The 20,303-nt window shown below is 22.2% G+C and carries 25 protein-coding genes and 1 tRNA gene; 10 read left to right on the top strand and 16 right to left on the bottom strand.

The window, feature by feature from the left end:
* Positions 1–5 precede the first annotated feature (5 nt).
* From AAHM89_RS05795 to AAHM89_RS05785, 3 genes are all read left to right on the top strand, one after another.
* Positions 6–146 (top strand): hypothetical protein, encoded by a 141-nt coding sequence (locus AAHM89_RS05795; RefSeq protein ID WP_338978652.1) that lies wholly within the window; start codon positions 6–8, stop codon positions 144–146.
* Positions 147–280: 134 nt separating this feature from the next.
* The gene (locus AAHM89_RS05790) at positions 281–913 is read left to right on the top strand and encodes a hypothetical protein (RefSeq protein ID WP_342267232.1); all 633 of its coding nucleotides are present in this window, start codon (positions 281–283) and stop codon (positions 911–913) included.
* Positions 900–1,316 carry a hypothetical protein gene (locus tag AAHM89_RS05785; RefSeq protein WP_342267231.1) on the top strand — a complete coding sequence of 139 codons (417 nt, stop codon included), beginning with the start codon at positions 900–902 and terminating at the stop codon, positions 1,314–1,316. The genes AAHM89_RS05790 and AAHM89_RS05785 overlap by 14 nt, the downstream gene beginning before the upstream one ends.
* 31 nt (positions 1,317–1,347) lie before the next feature.
* Here AAHM89_RS05785 and AAHM89_RS05780 read toward each other — a convergent pair whose 3' ends face one another.
* From AAHM89_RS05780 to AAHM89_RS05745, 8 genes are all read right to left on the bottom strand, one after another.
* Positions 1,348–1,509, bottom strand: coding sequence for a hypothetical protein (locus AAHM89_RS05780; RefSeq protein ID WP_342267230.1), 162 nt, complete (start codon positions 1,507–1,509; stop codon positions 1,348–1,350).
* Between the two features lie 41 nt (positions 1,510–1,550).
* Positions 1,551–2,462 (bottom strand): hypothetical protein, encoded by a 912-nt coding sequence (locus AAHM89_RS05775; protein ID WP_342267229.1) that lies wholly within the window; start codon positions 2,460–2,462, stop codon positions 1,551–1,553.
* 173 nt (positions 2,463–2,635) lie between these two features.
* Positions 2,636–3,613 carry an IS3 family transposase gene (locus tag AAHM89_RS05770; protein WP_342265776.1) on the bottom strand — a complete coding sequence of 326 codons (978 nt, stop codon included), beginning with the start codon at positions 3,611–3,613 and terminating at the stop codon, positions 2,636–2,638.
* 74 nt (positions 3,614–3,687) lie between these two features.
* Positions 3,688–4,035 (bottom strand): hypothetical protein, encoded by a 348-nt coding sequence (locus AAHM89_RS05765; RefSeq protein ID WP_342267228.1) that lies wholly within the window; start codon positions 4,033–4,035, stop codon positions 3,688–3,690.
* On the bottom strand, positions 3,998–4,291 hold the full coding sequence (locus tag AAHM89_RS05760) for a hypothetical protein (RefSeq protein WP_342267227.1): 294 nt from the start codon (positions 4,289–4,291) through the stop codon (positions 3,998–4,000). Before AAHM89_RS05760 ends, AAHM89_RS05765 begins: the two co-directional genes overlap by 38 nt.
* 2 nt (positions 4,292–4,293) lie before the next feature.
* A complete protein-coding gene (locus AAHM89_RS05755) occupies positions 4,294–5,628 on the bottom strand; it encodes a hypothetical protein (protein ID WP_342267226.1) in 1,335 nt (444 codons plus the stop codon).
* 28 nt (positions 5,629–5,656) lie between these two features.
* Positions 5,657–6,172, bottom strand: coding sequence for a hypothetical protein (locus tag AAHM89_RS05750; protein ID WP_338978619.1), 516 nt, complete (start codon positions 6,170–6,172; stop codon positions 5,657–5,659).
* Positions 6,173–6,275: 103 nt separating this feature from the next.
* Positions 6,276–6,659 (bottom strand): hypothetical protein, encoded by a 384-nt coding sequence (locus tag AAHM89_RS05745; protein ID WP_342267225.1) that lies wholly within the window; start codon positions 6,657–6,659, stop codon positions 6,276–6,278.
* 119 nt (positions 6,660–6,778) lie between these two features.
* Here AAHM89_RS05745 and AAHM89_RS05740 point away from each other — a divergent pair, with 119 nt between their 5' ends.
* The 3 genes from AAHM89_RS05740 to AAHM89_RS05730 all read left to right on the top strand — a co-directional run bounded on the left by AAHM89_RS05740 (position 6,779) and on the right by AAHM89_RS05730 (position 9,092).
* Positions 6,779–7,954 carry an Mbov_0401 family ICE element transposase-like protein gene (locus AAHM89_RS05740; protein ID WP_342267224.1) on the top strand — a complete coding sequence of 392 codons (1,176 nt, stop codon included), beginning with the start codon at positions 6,779–6,781 and terminating at the stop codon, positions 7,952–7,954.
* 284 nt (positions 7,955–8,238) lie between these two features.
* Complete coding sequence (locus tag AAHM89_RS05735; RefSeq protein WP_342265998.1) at positions 8,239–8,661, top strand: transposase family protein; 423 nt, start codon at positions 8,239–8,241, stop codon at positions 8,659–8,661.
* A 23-nt stretch (positions 8,662–8,684) separates the two neighbouring features.
* Positions 8,685–9,092: a transposase family protein gene (locus tag AAHM89_RS05730; RefSeq protein ID WP_339045908.1), complete on the top strand. Its 408-nt coding sequence runs from the start codon at positions 8,685–8,687 to the stop codon at positions 9,090–9,092.
* Between the two features lie 173 nt (positions 9,093–9,265).
* Here AAHM89_RS05730 and AAHM89_RS05725 read toward each other — a convergent pair whose 3' ends face one another.
* From AAHM89_RS05725 to AAHM89_RS05710, 4 genes are all read right to left on the bottom strand, one after another.
* Positions 9,266–9,820, bottom strand: a complete 555-nt coding sequence (locus tag AAHM89_RS05725; protein WP_342267223.1) for a hypothetical protein — start codon at positions 9,818–9,820, stop codon at positions 9,266–9,268.
* A gap of 181 nt (positions 9,821–10,001) precedes the next feature.
* A complete protein-coding gene (locus AAHM89_RS05720) occupies positions 10,002–10,241 on the bottom strand; it encodes a hypothetical protein (RefSeq protein WP_338957050.1) in 240 nt (79 codons plus the stop codon).
* A 54-nt stretch (positions 10,242–10,295) separates the two neighbouring features.
* Positions 10,296–10,940: a hypothetical protein gene (locus tag AAHM89_RS05715; RefSeq protein WP_342267222.1), complete on the bottom strand. Its 645-nt coding sequence runs from the start codon at positions 10,938–10,940 to the stop codon at positions 10,296–10,298.
* 82 nt (positions 10,941–11,022) lie between these two features.
* Positions 11,023–11,829 carry an ABC transporter ATP-binding protein gene (locus tag AAHM89_RS05710; protein ID WP_342267221.1) on the bottom strand — a complete coding sequence of 269 codons (807 nt, stop codon included), beginning with the start codon at positions 11,827–11,829 and terminating at the stop codon, positions 11,023–11,025.
* Positions 11,830–12,004: 175 nt separating this feature from the next.
* Between AAHM89_RS05710 and AAHM89_RS05705 the strand changes: the two genes are divergently transcribed.
* Together AAHM89_RS05705 and AAHM89_RS05700 are read left to right on the top strand one after the other, a co-directional pair.
* Positions 12,005–12,382, top strand: coding sequence for a hypothetical protein (locus tag AAHM89_RS05705; protein ID WP_342267220.1), 378 nt, complete (start codon positions 12,005–12,007; stop codon positions 12,380–12,382).
* Between the two features lie 190 nt (positions 12,383–12,572).
* Complete coding sequence (locus AAHM89_RS05700) at positions 12,573–12,872, top strand: hypothetical protein (protein WP_342267219.1); 300 nt, start codon at positions 12,573–12,575, stop codon at positions 12,870–12,872.
* Between the two features lie 120 nt (positions 12,873–12,992).
* On the opposite strand, the gene lon is transcribed toward AAHM89_RS05700, so the two are convergent.
* From lon to AAHM89_RS05680, 4 genes are all read right to left on the bottom strand, one after another.
* Positions 12,993–15,377: an endopeptidase La gene (lon, locus tag AAHM89_RS05695; protein WP_342267218.1), complete on the bottom strand. Its 2,385-nt coding sequence runs from the start codon at positions 15,375–15,377 to the stop codon at positions 12,993–12,995.
* A gap of 260 nt (positions 15,378–15,637) precedes the next feature.
* A complete protein-coding gene (tig, locus tag AAHM89_RS05690; protein ID WP_342267217.1) occupies positions 15,638–16,948 on the bottom strand; it encodes a trigger factor in 1,311 nt (436 codons plus the stop codon).
* Positions 16,949–16,963: 15 nt separating this feature from the next.
* Positions 16,964–17,725 (bottom strand): DUF3196 family protein, encoded by a 762-nt coding sequence (locus AAHM89_RS05685; protein ID WP_252319707.1) that lies wholly within the window; start codon positions 17,723–17,725, stop codon positions 16,964–16,966.
* Between the two features lie 36 nt (positions 17,726–17,761).
* Positions 17,762–17,837, bottom strand: a tRNA-Arg gene (locus AAHM89_RS05680).
* A gap of 282 nt (positions 17,838–18,119) precedes the next feature.
* Here AAHM89_RS05680 and AAHM89_RS05675 point away from each other — a divergent pair.
* Together AAHM89_RS05675 and AAHM89_RS05670 are read left to right on the top strand one after the other, a co-directional pair.
* Positions 18,120–18,590 carry a hypothetical protein gene (locus tag AAHM89_RS05675; protein ID WP_342267216.1) on the top strand — a complete coding sequence of 157 codons (471 nt, stop codon included), beginning with the start codon at positions 18,120–18,122 and terminating at the stop codon, positions 18,588–18,590.
* Positions 18,591–19,302: 712 nt separating this feature from the next.
* Positions 19,303–20,280 carry an IS3 family transposase gene (locus AAHM89_RS05670; RefSeq protein ID WP_342265776.1) on the top strand — a complete coding sequence of 326 codons (978 nt, stop codon included), beginning with the start codon at positions 19,303–19,305 and terminating at the stop codon, positions 20,278–20,280.
* Positions 20,281–20,303: the final 23 nt, after the last annotated feature.

The raw sequence follows: 20,303 nt of genomic DNA, 5'->3' as shown, positions 1-20,303 counted from the left end.
AAAGTATGATAGAAAATCATAAGTTTTTTAAGCCAAAAAATTGATGTTGTAAAAATGAAGATGGTAATCCAAAAAGAGCAGGTGTTAATAAAGAAAATCGTAGAAGATGAAGATTAAAAATAAAAAAAGAATTAAATAAGGAGTAAATAATGACTAAAAAGATAAGTATTAATCAATTCTACTTATCTTTTTTTATTTAGTTTATAATTATAGTATAAATAATAAAGTAATTATGTTAATATGAAATTCATGTAAAAAAAACATAAAGTAGGTGATAAAAATGGAAAATAAAATAAATAAAAAAAACTTAGCAGAATTTTTAAATATTCCATTAATTGAAGCTACTAAAATAGAAATGTCAATACTATATTTATTAGGAAAAGCAAACTCAATAAATAAAAGAATTTATAAAACAATGATTTATAAATTTATTTCTTTTTTAGAATTAAGAGCAACTCAAAAATATACTAATCATTTTTTTATGATGGATTTTGTTGCTTGAGAATGAGGCTCAGTTCCATATAGTTTTATGAAATATGTTGATGAATATAATAATAATTTTTCATATTTTGATTATAAAAAAACAAATGATAATAAAATTATATTTTCTTTAAAAAATAATAATGATTATAAAAAATATTTTAATTGAGATTATTTTTCAGAAATTGATAAAAAAATATTAATTGAAATCACAAATTTTATTTTAGAAGAAAATAAAACTGTTAGAGAACTTAGCGATATTCTTCATGAAAAAAGTAGGTCTTGACAATTTTTTTGAGATAAAAGAAAAAATAAAAAACAAAATAAAATGAATTTTTCTTTAGATATAAATTTTGATAATGAAAATGAAGAAGAAAAAACAGAAATAATTAATTTTTATAAAGAAAGTTGTTATAAAAATGATAAATATTAATAATGTAAATTATTCTCTTTTTCATGATAATAAAAAAATATTAAAATCTAAAATTTCTTTTTTATGTCCATTAATTAAAATTGATGAAAATAATATTATTTTTATTAGACTAACTACTAAAATACCAGAAAAATATGAAAAGAATTATGTAGTAATTGATACAAAAGAATTGGAAATAAATGAATTAGATAGAATTTCATACACAAGATTTGATAAAAAGCGTAGTGATATACATATTGTTAATATTGCAGATATAAAAAAAGATTATTATGGAGTTGTTTATAATAAAATATTTGAAATTAAATACATACCATTAATATTAACAAATGCTTTGAAATGTAAATATATTTCTCCATTTTATTTAAAAATAATAAATGAAGAATTAAAAAAAGTTACCAATTAAGGTAACTTTTTAATTAGATTGTGGGGTAATATTATTTTCAAAAGAAAGCAAAAAATAGAGAAGTAACTATTATCATCAAAATTATTGTTGCTGTCATCATAATAGTTATTAAAAAAAACTTATTATTATAGATTTTATCAACAAATTTTTCCTTTTCTATTTCATGAGTTATAACATTTTTTTTTGTATCCATAATTTACTCCTTGATTATTTAATAATATTATATTATCATAATTATCTTGAATTTAGTATTATTTTATATATATTTGCTTTAATACTATTAATATATATTCTAGAATATGCTTTATCATCTTCGCCAATTTTTCCTGTAATATATCACATATCTTCAATTTTACCTAATGTTGATTGTAAATAAAAATTTCATCTAAAATTTTTATTATCAATTATACAAAAACCTAGAAATTTATTATTTTCATATTTTATATTTCAACCACCAATATTACCATTATCATTTATAGTAAAATTATAACTATTTAACTGATAATCAGTATCAGTTCTTCCATACATATATGCTATTCCACTTTCTTTTTCAAGTTGTATTGTAGTACCTTGTTTATTGTGATTTCAATGATAAATATGATTTCCATTACGTGGTTGTGTATCTCTGAAAATTAAATCTTTAAGCATAATCTCTTGAAATCCATTATGTTTCTTTGGATTTAAAAAATTTTCTTCTATGGAAAAATCAGTATATAAAGTTGATGTTATAGTAGGAATTGAATTATTATGAATTTCTTTTTTTGTTTCAATATCATAATCATAATAAATAGTTATTGATTTATAATATCTTTTTAAGTCATTAAAAGTATTAATTAATAATGTAGGGTCTAATAAAGATTTTAAATCAATTTCATAATTAACTTCTTTACTTTTATTAGCAAGTCATCAATTTTCAGTATTATCTTTTACTGGAATTGAACTTGTATCTGTTAAAGGTAAATTATTTGCTATCATTTCTATTTTCAAATCTGGAATAATAATTATTGATTTTGCTATATTTTGTGGACTTGGTGGTAATATTTTTGCAGGATAACTAAATGTAGGTTCTTCACTTTCTTCATATTCATCATGATTTAATTTATATAAAGTTGTTCAATTAAAAGCATTACCAGTTAAATAACCCATATTATTATATCTAAACTGAGCAACTGATATTTCATTATAATCACCTTGATAAGTAAAAGGATTATCACTATAAAATGTATGTCTTTCTTCACCTTGATGTAATGATTGAGTTACAATTGTATCAATAATAGGTGGTTGGCCCTTAATTACTGGACCATTTTTGATATAAAATTCTAAATTTTAATTTGTAAAATTGGTGGTTTTAGAAATTTAGAATGTATTCTTTCATAATTATAAAACATAACATATTGATTTACATCATTTATAGCTTCATTGATGGATAAATATTGATTTGATCCTTTAGGTAGTCATTCTTGAGATAAATGAGAAAATCAGTTTTCAGATAATACATTACCACCAATATCATAAGGTTGTTTTTTGCTTAAAATTATTTGTTTATCCTCTGCTCATTTTGTGATATCCTGACAATAAAATTCGTTGGCGTTATCTGAATGTAAAATAACATTTTTTACTTGATTTCAAGAAAATTGTTTGTTGATTTTTTCAAGAGCAGGAAGAATTAAATCCTGATATGATTTATTAGGAGCAATATTATAACTAACAACATTATTTGAATAAAAATCAATAATTACAAAAAGATATAATCATCCTTCTTTAGTATTTATTTGTTTAGTGTCCATTGATCAAATTTGATTTGAAGAGGTTGTACTTTTATAATCTTTGTTTACTTTATCCATTGTAGGTATTCACTTATTTGGATTTTTTTTGTTTTTAGGATAGTTATTTTTAGTTTGTTTTAATCCTTGAATATTGTGTTCTTTCATAATTTTTCGCATTTGTTTTATTGATAATTCTATATTTAAAATGATATTTTTTTCTTGTTTTAATCACTCTTTAAAAGCTGAAAAAATTCTTAAATATCCATAAATTCTGCCTTTTCTTGTAGAATGAAATTCGATTAAAAGTTGGCATATTTTTTGATATTTATGATTGCATTTAATAATATGATTTTCTTCTTTTTTAATAGGTTTTTGTTTATTTTTTAAAAAGTAATATGTTGATCTGTTTAATTGAAGATATTGACATAGGTTTCTAATTGAATATTGATTTTTACAATCATCAATAATTTTAATTTTTTCTTTGATATTTAATTTGTTAATTACTAATGCTATTTGTTTAATTTTATCCATTAATAAAAATCCTTTCAGGTTAAAATTAGTGTTAATTATATAACACAATTGTTTTTAGAATACATTCAGGTTTTTTAAATTAATGGTCTAGTAAAAAGGGCTAAGTGGCAAGTGGCAAGTGGCGAATTAGTAAACTTACTATAATTTGCTAATCCAATTGTTCCTAAACCTAAAATAATTTTTTTAGAACTATTAATTAATTTAGTTTTAGTATTTGGTCTTTGATTTAAATTTCAAATATCTAAACCTAATTTTTTACCAAATAATAAACTATTAATTGAACCTAATAATGGATTTGCAATTACTTGACCATAATAAGCACTTGTACCAATCATTGCACAAATAGGACTTATACCAGTTCTAATTAATTTAGTTAAAGTATAGTTACTCAATTGTGTAGTCTCAGAATGTTGTTGTGGCATATTTATTTTCTCCTTTTGATAATTGATTAGTTTTTTTAATTTGAATTCTAACTGTTCCTTGACAATTTATATTATTACCAACACATATTGCAAAATTATCATGTACATCACTTACTATAAAATAATCATTTCTTAATTTAGGATATTCATCTAATAAAATTGCTCTAATATCATTACTAGTAGTTAAATCTTCTGGTTTTGGTGAATAAATAGTAATATGTGCTTTTTCATCAAAATATTTATAAATATATTCCATAATTATTTTTTAGAAAATTTTAATTCTATTTCTTCAATATAATCTTTATCATTACCAGTCATAGTAGCACTTATTGATGTAATATTACTAAATTTTGCTTTACCTTTTTCATAACCATTATTACCAGCATTTATTATTGCATTTTCTAATTCATCATTAGTTGGTGTATCACCAGCAATTTTAATTTTTCCTAAATTTTTAAAATAAATTAAATCATTTAAACTAATTCTAAAATCATCAAAATCAGCAATTTTAAATGTTACTGGTGCTTTTTCTCTTTCTTCTGGAGTTAATTTAATTCAATTAGTTCAACAACGTTTTTGTGCTTCTTTAATTTCATCAACAGTTGGCATTTTTTCCATAATAATAAATGATAATCAACCACGAATTGCTGTTGTTATACCATAAAGTGCTTTACCTAATGTTTTTTGATTTAATGTATTATTATCAATTAAATTTACTATTTTTTGAAAACTATTAGGTTGTGCAAATGCATTTTTATGTACAAAAACTCCTAATACTTTTTTTAAATCAAATGTTTTTTCTAAATGTAAACCAGTTTTAGTATCTTTAACCATATCTTTATTTAAAAACATATGTTTATATAAATACATACCAAATACTGATTGTTTATATAATTGACCACTTGCTACAGTATCAGCAGCAATTTGACCATAATTTAATCTTAAATATGCTTTTGTTAATTGTAACATTGGAGTAAATCCTAATGCACCAATAAAATCACTTACATTTGTACCAATTTCAGTTTCAGTTATATTTCCTAATAATTCATTCATTTTATCACCAATTTGATAAAATGCTGATTTTGCTGTATCTTCTGTCATTTCTAACATATTAATAGGAATTACTTGTGATTTAGCAATACAATAATCTTTAATACCTTGTAAAAAAATACATTCTTGTATAAATAAATAATTTCTTAATGCACTTTCTGCTCATATTGATAACATATTTGCTTTTAATGATATTGGACTTGACATAAATCTATTCATATCAAAATCTTCAGTTCTTCAATCAATAACTAATATTTGGTCTAAAATAACACTAGTTGTTCTTAATGTTGTTCATTGTTTCTCTGTACCAGTCATAACATCATATTTTGAACCTCAACGTAAACGTTCACCAATACGATAATATGCTTCTGCTGTAAATGGTAATTCAATTATTTGTTCTGCAACTGCACTTGCTTTTAAAAACATCATACTTTCATCATTATAAAGTATACCTTTTACTTGTGCTTCCATAGCAGTTAACATTGCTTTATTTCCATTATTACCACCAGTAATTAAACCAGTTGGAACTTGTGGAATAGCCATAATATCTCTCCTTTTGAGAAATATTTAATTATTTACTAAATAAAAATTCTAAAAATTTAATCATTTCTTGTTTAGTTTTTGCACCAACAACTTCTGTATTTTTTAATAATTCTTCATTTTTAGATGTAATATTATTATCTAATTCAAAAAGTGTTTTTGGATTAAAAAACTCTTGTTTAGATTCTTCATTTTTAATAATTTCTTGTTTTTTAATTTCTTTATTATGTAAATTATTATTAAATATTTCTGCATAATCTTCTTTTATTTTATTTAAAGCAGAATGTTTATCAAGTTCTTTATATTCAGTATTAATTAATGATTTAACTATTTTTAATTGTTTATCATTAAAACCATTAAATAATTCTTTTTCTTGATATTCATTAACTTTATTTTCATATTCTTTTAATTTTGTTTCATATTCATTTATTTTTGGTTCTAATTCAGTTTTAGTATTTTTATAAACAAAATTTCGGTGTTGTTCTAATAAATTTTCTAATTCTTCATTAGTATAATTTTTACTTTTATCTCAGTTAAAGTTTTCCATATTTAACTCCTAAACTCACAGAATGGCTACTGTTTCCTTAATATTAATTATATCATTTTTATCCTTTAAAATAAAGAAAAAAACCTATATTTATTATAGGTTTTTAATCATTATTTTCTATTTTTCTAGGTTCACAAATATTAATAATTATATTACTATTATTTGTTTCTACATCTTGATTTTCTATTAAATCATCAAACATATCTCTATGATTTGTTCTTAAATAAGCTCAATCATATTGAGGTACTTGTGTAACATTTTTTAATCTTGCAATTCCAATTTTAAGACATGCTTTATCATATTCTTTAATAAAATCTTTTTGTCATTTTGTCGACCTTCTTCGGCAATCAAATATATATTTATTATCCACATTTAAAATATAATTTAATTCTTGTTTAGTACATTTTTTTAAATTATCTTTATTTTCTCTTAAATATTCTTGTATCTTTTCTTTATAATTACCTAATTCTTTTCTTTGTTTTGGCATATTTATCACCTTATTTTAAAATATATATTAATTATAACATTTTCATAAAAAGTAAATTACAACATTTCTATATTAATTATTACTATAATAGAAATTATGATTAAGAAAGGAATAATATTATGCCTTGAATTAATAATAAATATGATTATGATACTTTTGATATTCAACATGCAAATAAAAAATTAGAAGATTATAATAAAGATTTATTAGATTATGATTATTATTGATATAAAAATAAATATGATAAAACTAAATTTAAATTAATACAAAGAAGAATGAAATTATTAATTAATCCTTTTGGAAAATCTTATCTTCCATTAAGAATATATAAAAATTTAGAAACTAATGAAAATATATGTCCAGTTAAACAAGCAATAGGAATTAAAAAATATAAAAATTGTACTAATAATTTAACATTATTTATAATTAAACAAATACATAAAGGTAAAAGACAATGTGATATTATAGATATGTTACCATATTGTAATATTTCTAAACAAACTTATAGTAATATAATAAAAAATACAAAAATAGAAATTCAATTACCAATTAAAAAATATGAAGTTAAAGATTATTTACATATAGATATGGATGATTGTTTTGAATATTTAGCAAATGAACAAGGAATAATAGAAAAATATTGTATTAGAATTTTCAGTCTTTATACTCATAAAATTAATATTTATAAAAATAGAAATCAATTACAAAATAAAACATGAGCATATATGATTTTTAAACCAAGTGATAATATAACTCAAGATAAAGTATATGATTTTATATATACAACTACTATTAATCATTATAATATTAAAATTAATCATTTTACTGATATATTTTGAGAAAATAATAATTTAATTATTGGTGGAGATGGTGCATTATGAATTAGAGCAATGGCAAAATGATTTGGTGGAAAATATATATTAGATTGTTTTCATGGTATTAGTTATTTATGAAAAGCATTTATTAATGTAAAAGGAAAGAAAAAAGCAGATACAAATTGACCTAATTATTTTGATACATCATTTAATTTTAAAAGTGGTAATTATAATGAATTAATTAATATTTTAAAACCTAATGTTAATAAACAAACATTTAATTATTTTTATAATAATGAACAAGGAATTATTAATCAAGGTAAAGATTGAAATATTGGTTGTCATGCTGAAAGTACTGTTTCACATTTAGTTAAATCATTAAAAGGTTATGGTGCAAAATCATATAATTATAAAACATTTGTAAATATGTTAAATACAAGAATTGCTCATATAAATAATCAAAATATTATTATTTGTTAATATTATAAAATTAAATAAATCTAAACCTAAATAATTAGGAATTTTTAGTTTTTATTAAGAAAAAAGTATCACAAAATGCTTTATTTTTTTTAATTAATATGCTATAATTGTGATAACAATTAAAGATATTTTTCTCTCAAAAAAATATACTTTATACGCATTTTTTAAACGGCCATTTATTTAGACATATTCCGTAATTAAATTTTTTAAAAGTCAATTAATAATTTTAAAATTTATTTTATAATTTTGTTATTAACAATAAATTTAGAAAAGTGTTGATAAAAATGATTTTTGAAAATTTAAAAAAATTAAAAAATGAAGAATTTTACAGATATTTTGGTATAAAACGTTTTCATTTTAATGAAATGTTAGAAAAATTAATTGAAATAGAAAAATTAGAAAAAAATAAAGGTCGAAAAAATAAACTTTCAGTAGAAGAAAGATTAATGATGACTTTATTATACTGAAAAGAATATTATACTTTTTTTCAAATGAGTATTAAATCTAAAATGAGCCCATCAAGTTATTTTCGAAATATTACTTGAGTAGAAAATAAACTTAGTAACCACAAAGATTACCAATTTTTAAAAGAAAGATATAAATTAAAAATTGATAAAAAACAAGAAAATTCAAATGAATTTCAATTTTATTTAATTGATTCAACTGAGATTGAAATTGAAAGACCAACTAAAAAAAACTACAGTTAGAATATTTTTCTGGTAAAAGTTGAATGTATTCTATAAAATTTCAAATTGTATATGATTTTTTTAATAAAAAAATTGTTGATATTTTTGCTGATAATGGTAAAGTGCATGATTTTCAAATATTAAAAAATTCAAATCTTGAATTTTCAGAAAAAACAATAATTATTGGTGATTTAGGATATCAAGGTATACAAAATATTTATAAAAATACAATAATACCAATTAAAAGAACTAAAAATAAAAAATTAACTAAACAAGAAAGAAAATACAATAAGATTGTATCTAAAATTAGAATTAAAGTTGAACATGTCTTTGCTTGATTGAAAAGATTCAAAATTTTAGTAAATAAATGTAGAAAATCTAAATTTAGACTTATGTACTTAAGATTTAACTTACTTTGTGAAATTTTTAATAAAATAAAACCATTAAAATAAAAAAAATATTAAAAATATTTTTTTAAAATTTAAATTTTTATCGAGTTAATATAAAAATATTATTAACAATTTTTTGTTTAAAATGTAAACTCATTTTTTAAACTATTTTTTCAAAAAATATTTATTTCTATATTCAATAACACTAAATAGTTTTAAAACAATTTTATTGACAATTAATTAAATTTAATTACGGAATATGTCTTTTGTTTAGTGTCCATTGATCAAATTTGATTTGAAGAGGTTGTACTTTTATAATCTTTGTTTACTTTATCCATTGTAGGTATTCACTTATTTGGATTTTTTTTGTTTTTAGGATAGTTATTTTTAGTTTGTTTTAATCCTTGAATATTGTGTTCTTTCATAATTTTTCGCATTTGTTTTATTGATAATTCTATATTTAAAATGATATTTTTTTCTTGTTTTAATCACTCTTTAAAAGCTGAAAAAATTCTTAAATATCCATAAATTCTGCCTTTTCTTGTAGAATGAAATTCGATTAAAAGTTGGCATATTTTTTGATATTTATGATTGCATTTAATAATATGATTTTCTTCTTTTTTAATAGGTTTTTGTTTATTTTTTAAAAAGTAATATGTTGATCTGTTTAATTGAAGATATTGACATAGGTTTCTAATTGAATATTGATTTTTACAATCATCAATAATTTTAATTTTTTCTTTGATATTTAATTTGTTAATTACTAATGCTATTTGTTTAATTTTATCCATTAATAAAAATCCTTTCAGGTTAAAATTAGTGTTAATTATATAACACAATTGTTTTTAGAATACATTCAGGTTTTTTAAATTAATGGTCTAGTAAAAAGGGCTAAGTGGCATATATAAAAAATCTAATTATTTATAAAAAATAATTAGATTATAAATTAATAAAAATAAGTAAGTTATTATATTAAAACATTTTCAATTTTTGATTTAAATTTGAAACATTTGCCAAATATTTATTTTCTAATTGATTTATTACTTTAGTATTTAACTTATCACTTTGTTTTAAATAGTTTTGTTGAGATGCAACTTCTGACAATAGTTCTAAATTTTCAAATTTATTTTGATTATCTAATCATGCTTTAACTTTATCAAAATAATTAATTGGTTGTTCATCAATAACATAATTTCTTATATTTTTAGGCATTGTATATTTTCACTCCTTTGTTATTTTATAATTCATTACATACTTTTATAAAAATTAATCAAATCATTTAAATAGTTTTCAAGTTAAATAATAAATACCACAACTAATAAGATTTAAAGCAATAAATATACCTACTAAAATACCAACAACAGCACCAACACCAATACTTGAAACTAATCCTTCACCAATAAGACTAGCTAAAAAGTAAGTTAAAATAATTAATGGTGCAACAATTAATAAACTAGTAAATAAACTAACAATTGCTTGTCCAGTACGACTTTTAATAATAACTGACATTAGCAAAGCAATACTAGTAATAGTAATAGAAAAAAATAATGTAAATAAAATAATAATTAATAATTGTCAATTAAAAATGGAACTAATCATTCCAGATAAAGGAACAACATAACCAATAATCATAACACCAATAAAAATAATAATATCAGAAATTAAAACTAAAGCTAAATTAAATATTGATGTTATAATAATAAACTTGGTTTTGCTAATTCTTGTTAAACCAATGCGTCGATAAACTACGCTTTGTTTTAAATCTAATAAAATAGCTAAAAAAGTTTGAATTGAAAAGGAAGCAGTTTGTGTCAATCAAATAATCATCAAAATAAATCGTCCAATGTTTTTACCAGCAGGTGATGATAATATTTCATTATTTCCACCAATTGATGCACCAATAAAAATCAATGGTGAAACGAAAACTGAAAAAATAATAATTGAACGATTACGTTTTAAATAACTTCAAAATAAATTAAGAAGAGATCAATCGTTATTTTTGTTTTTTAAGGTGTTTTTTTCAAGACTTAGCTCATTTTTCATTATTTTCCCCTCCTAATCTTTTTAATAACGCTTCGCTATCATACATACCTATTTTATATTCTTTAAATTTAGTTTTAACATATTCTTCAATACTTCCATATTCTTTAACAACAGTTTTAACAACATTTATACTAATAATTGAACCTTCAAACATGAAGATAATTTGTTGACAAAAACGTTCAATTTCTTGCATATTATGTGAAACAATTAATACTGAAAGATTAGGTTTAATAAAAACTTCTTTTTCTAGTAATTCATAAATTCGCTCACGTACCTCTAAATCTAATCCCGTAGCTAATTCATCTAAAATTAATAAATCTGGTTCAACAATTAATGCTAATAAAATATTTATTTTTTGTTGTTGACCACCCGATAAAGTAATAATAGGTTTATTAATAAATGCTTCGGCGTCCAAATAGTACAATAACTTTTGAATGTCTTCAACAGACTTATTTAAACGATAAGCTCTCATATAATATTGGGCCATATCTCAACCAGTTAAACCACGAGGAAATTTAGTTTCTTGTAATTGCATGCCTATTTTTAAATCAGATTTAATATTAATAGTACCTGTTGTTGGTTTACGAAGTTGGGAAATCATTTCACATAATGTTGTTTTTCCAGTACCATTGGGGCCAACAATACCAATTTTGGCACCAATAGCAATATTCAGACTAACATTTTTAATGACTTCATTACTATCATAGTTTTTACTGACATTAATGATTTCAACATTATTTTTTTTATCTTTAATCATAATTACTTCCTTCCTATAACTTTATAATTTTATCATAATTACTACATAAATATTACTTGTTTTTTAAGATATAAAAATTAAAATATTATATAATATAATGTAAACTTCATTAGGTTTTTACTCATTATTTTCATAAAAAGTAAATGAGTTTTTATTTTTAAAAAAGGAGAAAATTATGAAAAAAAATGTACAAAAAAAAGAAATAAAAAAATTAAAAAAAGAGAAAAAAGAATTAGAAAAAAGTTTGAATCCATTTAACAAAAATTTTAGTCTTAATAATAAAGAAAAGGTATTAAAAGAAATTGATTTAATCAATGAAAAAATTATTAACTTAAAACAAAAATTATTAGTAGATTATGAAGAACATTTAGATGAAATTGAAAATGGAAATCTAGAATTTAATTTTAACATCCAACAGTTAAATAATGAAGATCAATATTTAAAAGATAGTACTTTTCTAATAACTAATGATGATATAAATAGTATAAATTCAGAAGAATTAATTAATATGCAATATGGTAAAAAATGTTGTCCACCATGCACAATTTTCTAATTTTAAATATTTTTATATAAAAATTTAAATAATTATTAATAACAACACTTTTATTATTTATAATTTAATTTTTGAATTATAAAATTAAAATAATATATAATATAAAAACAAACTTGATCAAAGTTTTAACCCATTACTTTATTTTAAAAGTAAAGGGTTTTTTATTTTTTAAAAGAGGAGACATTAAAAAATGGATATTAATGATTTAGAAAGAGAAGTTAACTTTATAGCAGATAATTATCATATTATTAATCTTTATTTACATTTTCCAATTGAAACTTATAGTAAAGATTACAATGATATTTTTGACTTTTGACAAAATAATAAAAAAAATACTCAAAATCATCATCAATTTTTAAATAAAAAAATAAAAACTTTAGAATCTTTAAAAAAATTAGAAAATAATTTTATAAATTCAATAAATAACCTATCAAAAAAATTAAATAATAAAAAAATAAATAAAATAATAAAAGTACTTACTATTCTGTAACAAATAAAAGTAAATCAAATTTATCACAAATATAAAAAAAAATTTATATAAAAAAAGTAAATACTTGTTTTTAGTATTTACTTTTTTTAAAGTTATAGTTATTAATAATTTAATTAGATTTTAACCTTCATCAATAATACTTGAAGTTGGTTTAATATTATTAATAGGTGAGTGAATTTTTGCTTTATGTTTATTAAAAATAAAATCATATACTTCAGAATAAAATTCAACTGAAACAATATTTAATTTTTTCTTTACTTCTTCTGGAATATCTTCTAAGTCTTTTATATTAGCTTTTGGAATTAAAATTGTTTTTAGTCCACTACGATGAGCAGAAATTGATTTTTCTTTTAATCCACCAATTGGTAATACATGACCACGAAGTGTAATTTCACCTGTCATACCAATATCTTTTGATACAGGTCTACTTGTCAGAGCAGAAATAATTGCAGTTGTTAAAGTAATACCAGCACTTGGACCATCCTTTGGCACTGCTCCTTCAGGAACATGGATATGAATATCATGTTCTGCAAAGAAAGTATCAGGAATATTGAAAGTAATAGCATTTGCTTTAATATAATCTAAAGCAATAGTAGCAGATTCTTTCATAACTTCACCTAATTTACCAGTTAATACTAAATTACCTTTTCCTTTAAAGTAGTTTACTTCAATTGGTAAAATATCACCACCATATTGAGTATAAGCAAGACCAGTTACCACTCCAATTTGTGATTCATTTTCTTTTTTAGTATAATCGAAAATTTGTTTTCCTAAATAATCTTTAACATTATCAGCAACAATTTCTTCAGTAGTAATTTTTTTATTTAAAAGTTTAACAATAAATTTACGAGCAATTTTATTTAATAATCTTTCTAACTGTCGAACACCTGATTCTCTTGTATAATATTTAATTATTTCTTCTATTGAATTTGGTTTAAATTTTAACATTTTATTACTTAAACCAGTAATTTCAATAACACGAGGAATTAAATATTTTTTTGCAATTTCAAGTTTTTCTAATTCTGTATATGAAGAAAGTTCAATAATTTCCATTCGATCTTTTAATGGTTCAGGGATACCTTCCATATAATTAGCTGTTGCTAGAAACATAACTTGTGATAAATCATAATTTTCTTCAATATAATGATCTGAAAAATTAGCATTTTGTTCAGGATCTAATACTTCTAACATAGCACTAGCTGGATCACCACGATAATCAGATGACATTTTATCAATTTCATCTAATAAAAATAATGGATTAATAACTTTAGCACGTTTCATACCTTGGATAATTCTTCCTGGCATCGCACCAATATAAGTTTTACGATGACCACGAATTTCAGATTCATCTTTAACTCCACCAAGTGAAACTTTAACGAAAGTACGCCCCATCGCTTCAGCAATTGATTTAGCTAAAGAAGTCTTACCAACACCAGGAGGGCCAACTAAACAAATAATTTGTCCTGGCATTGCCTTAGCCATTTTTTTAACAGCAAGATATTCAATAATTCTTTCTTTAACTTTTTCTAAACCATAGTGATATTTATCAAGAATTTTTTTTGCATTAATTAAATCAAATTTTTCTTCACTTTTTTGAAATCAAGGTAAAGTCATCATTCAATCAATGTATGTACGAATTATATTTGATTCACTTGAAGCTTGTGGCATATCTTCATAACGACTAATTTCTTCTTTAACACGAGTTTTGATTGCTTCAGGAAACTCTTCTGTTTCTAAGCGTTCTAAATAACGTTTCATTTCATTAGACTTACCATCAATTTCGCCTAATTCTTCTTTAATAGCACGCAATCTTTCTCGTAAATAATATTCACGTTGTTGTTCATCAATACGATCTTTAATTTTAGCTGTCAAATTCTTTTCAATGGCACCAACTTGTTTTTGACCACCAACATCTTTCAATAATAAATCTAAACGTTTATTAATATCAATTTCTTGTAAAATTTCTTGGCGTTTATTGATAGTTAAAAATGGTAAAAATTGAGCCATTTTATCAATAATTTCACTAGCTTTCATTCCATCGGTGATTTGACTAATTACACCTTGTGGAATTGAACCATGAACATCTAAAATCTGTTGTAAATTATTTACAATTCTTTGGATCAACTCTTCTTCTAATGATTTTGAAACATTAGGACTAACTAAAGTTTCAGCATCTCCTGTATAAAATTTATCATCATAAAACTTAGAAACTTTAACTCTTTGTTGTCCATAAAAAGATACCGTAAGTGTACCATCATTATGACTTTTTTGAATTTGTACTTTACACAAAGTACCATGATTGTAGACTTCACTTAATTGAGGATTATCTACTTTTGGATCCTTTTGCGAAACTAAAATAATTTCTGAATTAAACTTAGCTACCGATTCATTAATTGCCGCTACTGATTTATGTCTGCCAACTTCTAGTTCTATTTCAACTGTTGGGAAAACAAAACTTCCTCTTGTTACTAGTACTGGAATATTAGTAATATTTTTTATCTTCATTGTCTCACCTCAAATAATGTATTAACTGGATTATAATATAAAACATTAGCACTTGCAATACTTAATTGCTAAAATATCTAATTTTTGATTTATACTATACTTTTACAGCAGCACTTATTAATTCATATTTAATTTATACTAGTAATATTTTATTACATTTATTTTTTTTTTGATAATTTTTACTTTCTGAAAAAAATAAACGATAAAATAACCTAATTATTAAATTGGTAATTAGGTTATATAATAATTATCAAATTAAATTAAGCACTTGTTGTTTGCTTTTGGTTTTTACCGTTACTTTCTCATAATAAATCAAAGGCTTTATTACGTTTTAGGGTAGTAGTAACTAAACTTAAATCTTTAATATTTGTTTTAACTTCTTCAATGCTTATTTTAAATTGGTCGGCAAATGTTGTTAATTGTTTTTGAACTTCCTCTTCGGTAATTTCTATTTTTTCTTGTTTAATAATTTCTTCAATAACTAAAAAATTCTGAAGTTGCATAATTGCATCCTTTTTTATTTCATTAATAATTTCTTCATGAGATAAACCAGTTGCTGCCATATAGTTTTCAATTGTAAAGTTTTGATTAGCTAATTGTTTTTTAAATTCATTTTCTAAACGTTCAGTTTCATTTTTAACAGCAAAACTTGGAATTATTATTTTTGAATCTTTAACAATTTTAGCAATAAGTTCTTCCATAAATTGTTCCTTAATTGTCATTGTTTTTTGTACTTCAATTTGTTTTTTAATATTTTCTAATAATTGTTCAGTAGTAGTAACATCTGGAATGTTAACATCTTTTACTAATTCTTCTAAATCTTCATTAATAACTTTTGTTTTTATTTCGTTTAATTCAATTTCAAATTGTACTAATTGACCTTTTAAATTTGGAACATGATAATCTTCTGGGAAAGTTACTTCAATAGTTTTTTTAGATTTAGGTTCCATACCGATCATTCCTTCTTCAAAACCAGGAATAAATTTACCAGAACCAATTTCTAATTCCATGTTTTTAGCTTCACCGCCAGGGAATTTTTTACCTTCTAAAAAACCAGTGAAATTAAAAACTGCAGTATCACCTTTTTCTAATTTTCCTTTTTCTTTTGGATTAAAAATAGCAAAACGATCTTGTAATAGTTTAATTTGAGTATCAATTTCTTCTTGATTAACAGTTGCTACAGGTTTTACTATATCAATACCACGATATTTACCAATAGTAATTTCTGCTGGTAAATCAAATACAAACATTATTTCACACTCTTTAATAGTAGATTTTTCCACATTAACTTCGGGTTGATTAGTAGGCATTAAGTTAGGTTTTTGTTTTAAGGCAAAATCATAAGCAATAGTAATAACTGCTTTAGTTGCTGTTTGTAAAGTTTGTTCTTCAGTTACATGTTTTTTAGCCATTTTAATAGGAACTTTTCCTTTACGAAATCCAGGAATTTCTACTTGTGCAATCAATTTATTTTCAGCTTTTGCCAATTGATCTTTTCAAGTTTTAGCATCAATGGTAACATGTCATTTTCCAAGACCATTTTTTTCATCTTTTATAATATTTAATGTCATTTTTCAAATCTCTCCTTATGTAATTTGTTGTTGAATCATAATACTTAAGTATTTTTTTATTAAAGTAGTAGTAGTTTTAAATTTTTTAGCACTTTCTACCAATTTTACACTAATAAACTGGAAACTACAAGCACGAATATACAAAGCAGCTGCTAATGCTGCTGCTTGATTTTTATTAGGTAATGTTGGAAACAAATTCTCAAAATAACTATCCAATAAAAACAAGCAAATACCATAAATACCTGGATTATCAATATGAACTTCATCTTCAAATATTTTTGTAATTTTTAAATAAACGAGTGATTCCTGTCATTGTGTTATTTTTTTTGGATTAATTTTAAATGTATCATGACCTTTTATTACTTCTATTTCTTCATCAATACCTTGATTATTTAATATAAATAATAGTTGTGTTTTATTTATATTATTTATATTTTTATTTGTAAGATAAATCTTAATTGTTGGCAAAATTAACCTAGCATTATGACTTTGTAAATAATAAAATGCCACCGGATGAAGATCTTCATCAAATGGATTCATTAATACACGACTTATTCTCTCTAAATTTCACTCATGACTTTCATTTTTACTATTTAATCTAATATGAGTAGTAATATTATGATGTAACTCTTGTAATGTAATTTCATGATGAATAGGAATATAAGGCATCTCTAATTCATGTTTGACCAACTTCATTGCTTGATCTCATTTATTTTCACTAATGAGGTGGTTAATTTTACCAATAATGTCTTGATAATAATTGTCATGATTTATCATTATTTAGTTAAACCTTCTTAGTATTTTAAAATTTAATGGCGCCCACGAGAAGATTCGAACTTCTGACCCCCGCCTTAGAAGGGCGGTGCTCTATCCACTGAGCTACGTGGGCATAACATTTACCATAAGTAATCTTAACTTGTTTGATTAAAAAATGCAATTATTAATTGGTTACTTTTCAATAAAAAAATAATATTATTATATTTAATATTATTTTGATATTTCATTATGTACTTTTAAACAATAATTTCTTTAAAAAAAATAAAATATTTTCATTTTTTATATTATAATAATTTTTGTAATTTAATAATTGTTCATTCCTAATATAGAAATTATTTCTATATTAGGATTTTTATTAAATTAAATATTGAAAAAGAAAAAGAATGAAAATATTATGTCTAGTGAAATAAGTACAAAAAGAAAAGTAATTGCTGGTGTCACAATAACTACAGGAACATTAACAACAACCGCAGGAATAACAGCAGCTTGTGTTGCTGCAGCACCTATGACTGGTAGTGCTTCATTATTACCAGCTGCTATTGGTGGAATTGCTGTTGGTACAACTTTAATAGTTAGTGGAATGGCTACTACTACAAATTTTGAAAGAAAAGAATCAAGAATTAATAAATTTTTAAGAACAAATCCTACTATCCCCACAGTAAGAGTATCAAAAGAAAATGTTAATCCTAATGACATTAAAGAATCACGATTTAACGAATTTTTAAGATTAAGTGGTTTTGTTTCTACAAAAAGAGTATCAAAAGCAAATATTACTCCTGATTACATTAAAGTATCTAATGAACTAGCAAATTCATCAAAAGAACCAGTTATGAGAACCAGAAGTTTAACAGTAACTTCTGTCTAAAAAGAAAACAAATTACATATTCATTTAAAAAAAACATTAAATTATAATTCATAAAATGCATAATATAACAAAAATAATTAATTTATATTATAATTATTTTATAATTTAATAAATGTTCATACCTAATATAGAAATAATTTCTATATTAGGATTTTTATTAAATTAAATTTAAATGAAAAGGACAAAGATTAAAAGATATGCCTACAAAAAATCAAATATTATTTAGCAAAGCAGAACTTAAAGGGCTTACTAAAACACAAATACAATCATTTACAAACACTGTCAATAAATAAGAAATTGATAAATTTATTTTAAGTATCATTAAAGCAAATGATAATAATGGGTTACCAATTTGAAGACAATTATTGCAACTATTAAGTCCATATCAAGTTTCAACAATTAACACCAACTTAATTCCCTTATTTACAAAAAATAATTTACTGCTTTATGCTTTTTTAAAAAAAACAAATGAAAGCACTTACAAAAAAAACAAATACAATCATTTACAAACACTGTCAATAAATAAGAAATTGATAAATTTATTTTAAGTATCATTAAAGCAAATGATGATAATAATGGGTGCCACTTGCCACTTAGCCACTTGCCACTTAGCCCTTTTTACTAGACCATTAATTTAAAAAACCTGAATGTATTCTAAAAACAATTGTGTTATATAATTAACACTAATTTTAACCTGAAAGGATTTTTATTAATGGATAAAATTAAACAAATAGCATTAGTAATTAACAAATTAAATATCAAAGAAAAAATTAAAATTATTGATGATTGTAAAAATCAATATTCAATTAGAAACCTATGTCAATATCTTCAATTAAACAGATCAACATATTACTTTTTAAAAAATAAACAAAAACCTATTAAAAAAGAAGAAAATCATATTATTAAATGCAATCATAAATATCAAAAAATATGCCAACTTTTAATCGAATTTCATTCTACAAGAAAAGGCAGAATTTATGGATATTTAAGAATTTTTTCAGCTTTTAAAGAGTGATTAAAACAAGAAAAAAATATCATTTTAAATATAGAATTATCAATAAAACAAATGCGAAAAATTATGAAAGAACACAATATTCAAGGATTAAAACAAACTAAAAATAACTATCCTAAAAACAAAAAAAATCCAAATAAGTGAATACCTACAATGGATAAAGTAAACAAAGATTATAAAAGTACAACCTCTTCAAATCAAATTTGATCAATGGACACTAAACAAATAAATACTAAAGAAGGATGATTATATCTTTTTGTAATTATTGATTTTTATTCAAATAATGTTGTTAGTTATAATATTGCTCCTAATAAATCATATCAGGATTTAATTCTTCCTGCTCTTGAAAAAATCAACAAACAATTTTCTTGAAATCAAGTAAAAAATGTTATTTTACATTCAGATAACGCCAACGAATTTTATTGTCAGGATATCACAAAATGAGCAGAGGATAAACAAATAATTTTAAGCAAAAAACAACCTTATGATATTGGTGGTAATGTATTATCTGAAAACTGATTTTCTCATTTATCTCAAGAATGACTACCTAAAGGATCAAATCAATATTTATCCATCAATGAAGCTATAAATGATGTAAATCAATATGTTATGTTTTATAATTATGAAAGAATACATTCTAAATTTCTAAAACCACCAATTTTACAAATTAAAATTTAGAATTTTATATCAAAAATGGTCCA

This window comes from Spiroplasma endosymbiont of Villa modesta (assembly GCF_964030925.1).
GTDB lineage: Bacteria > Bacillota_I > Bacilli_A > Mycoplasmatales > VBWQ01 > Spiroplasma_E.
Note: the sequence above shows the minus strand (reverse complement) of the source record. Positions and strands in the feature narration are given on the sequence as shown.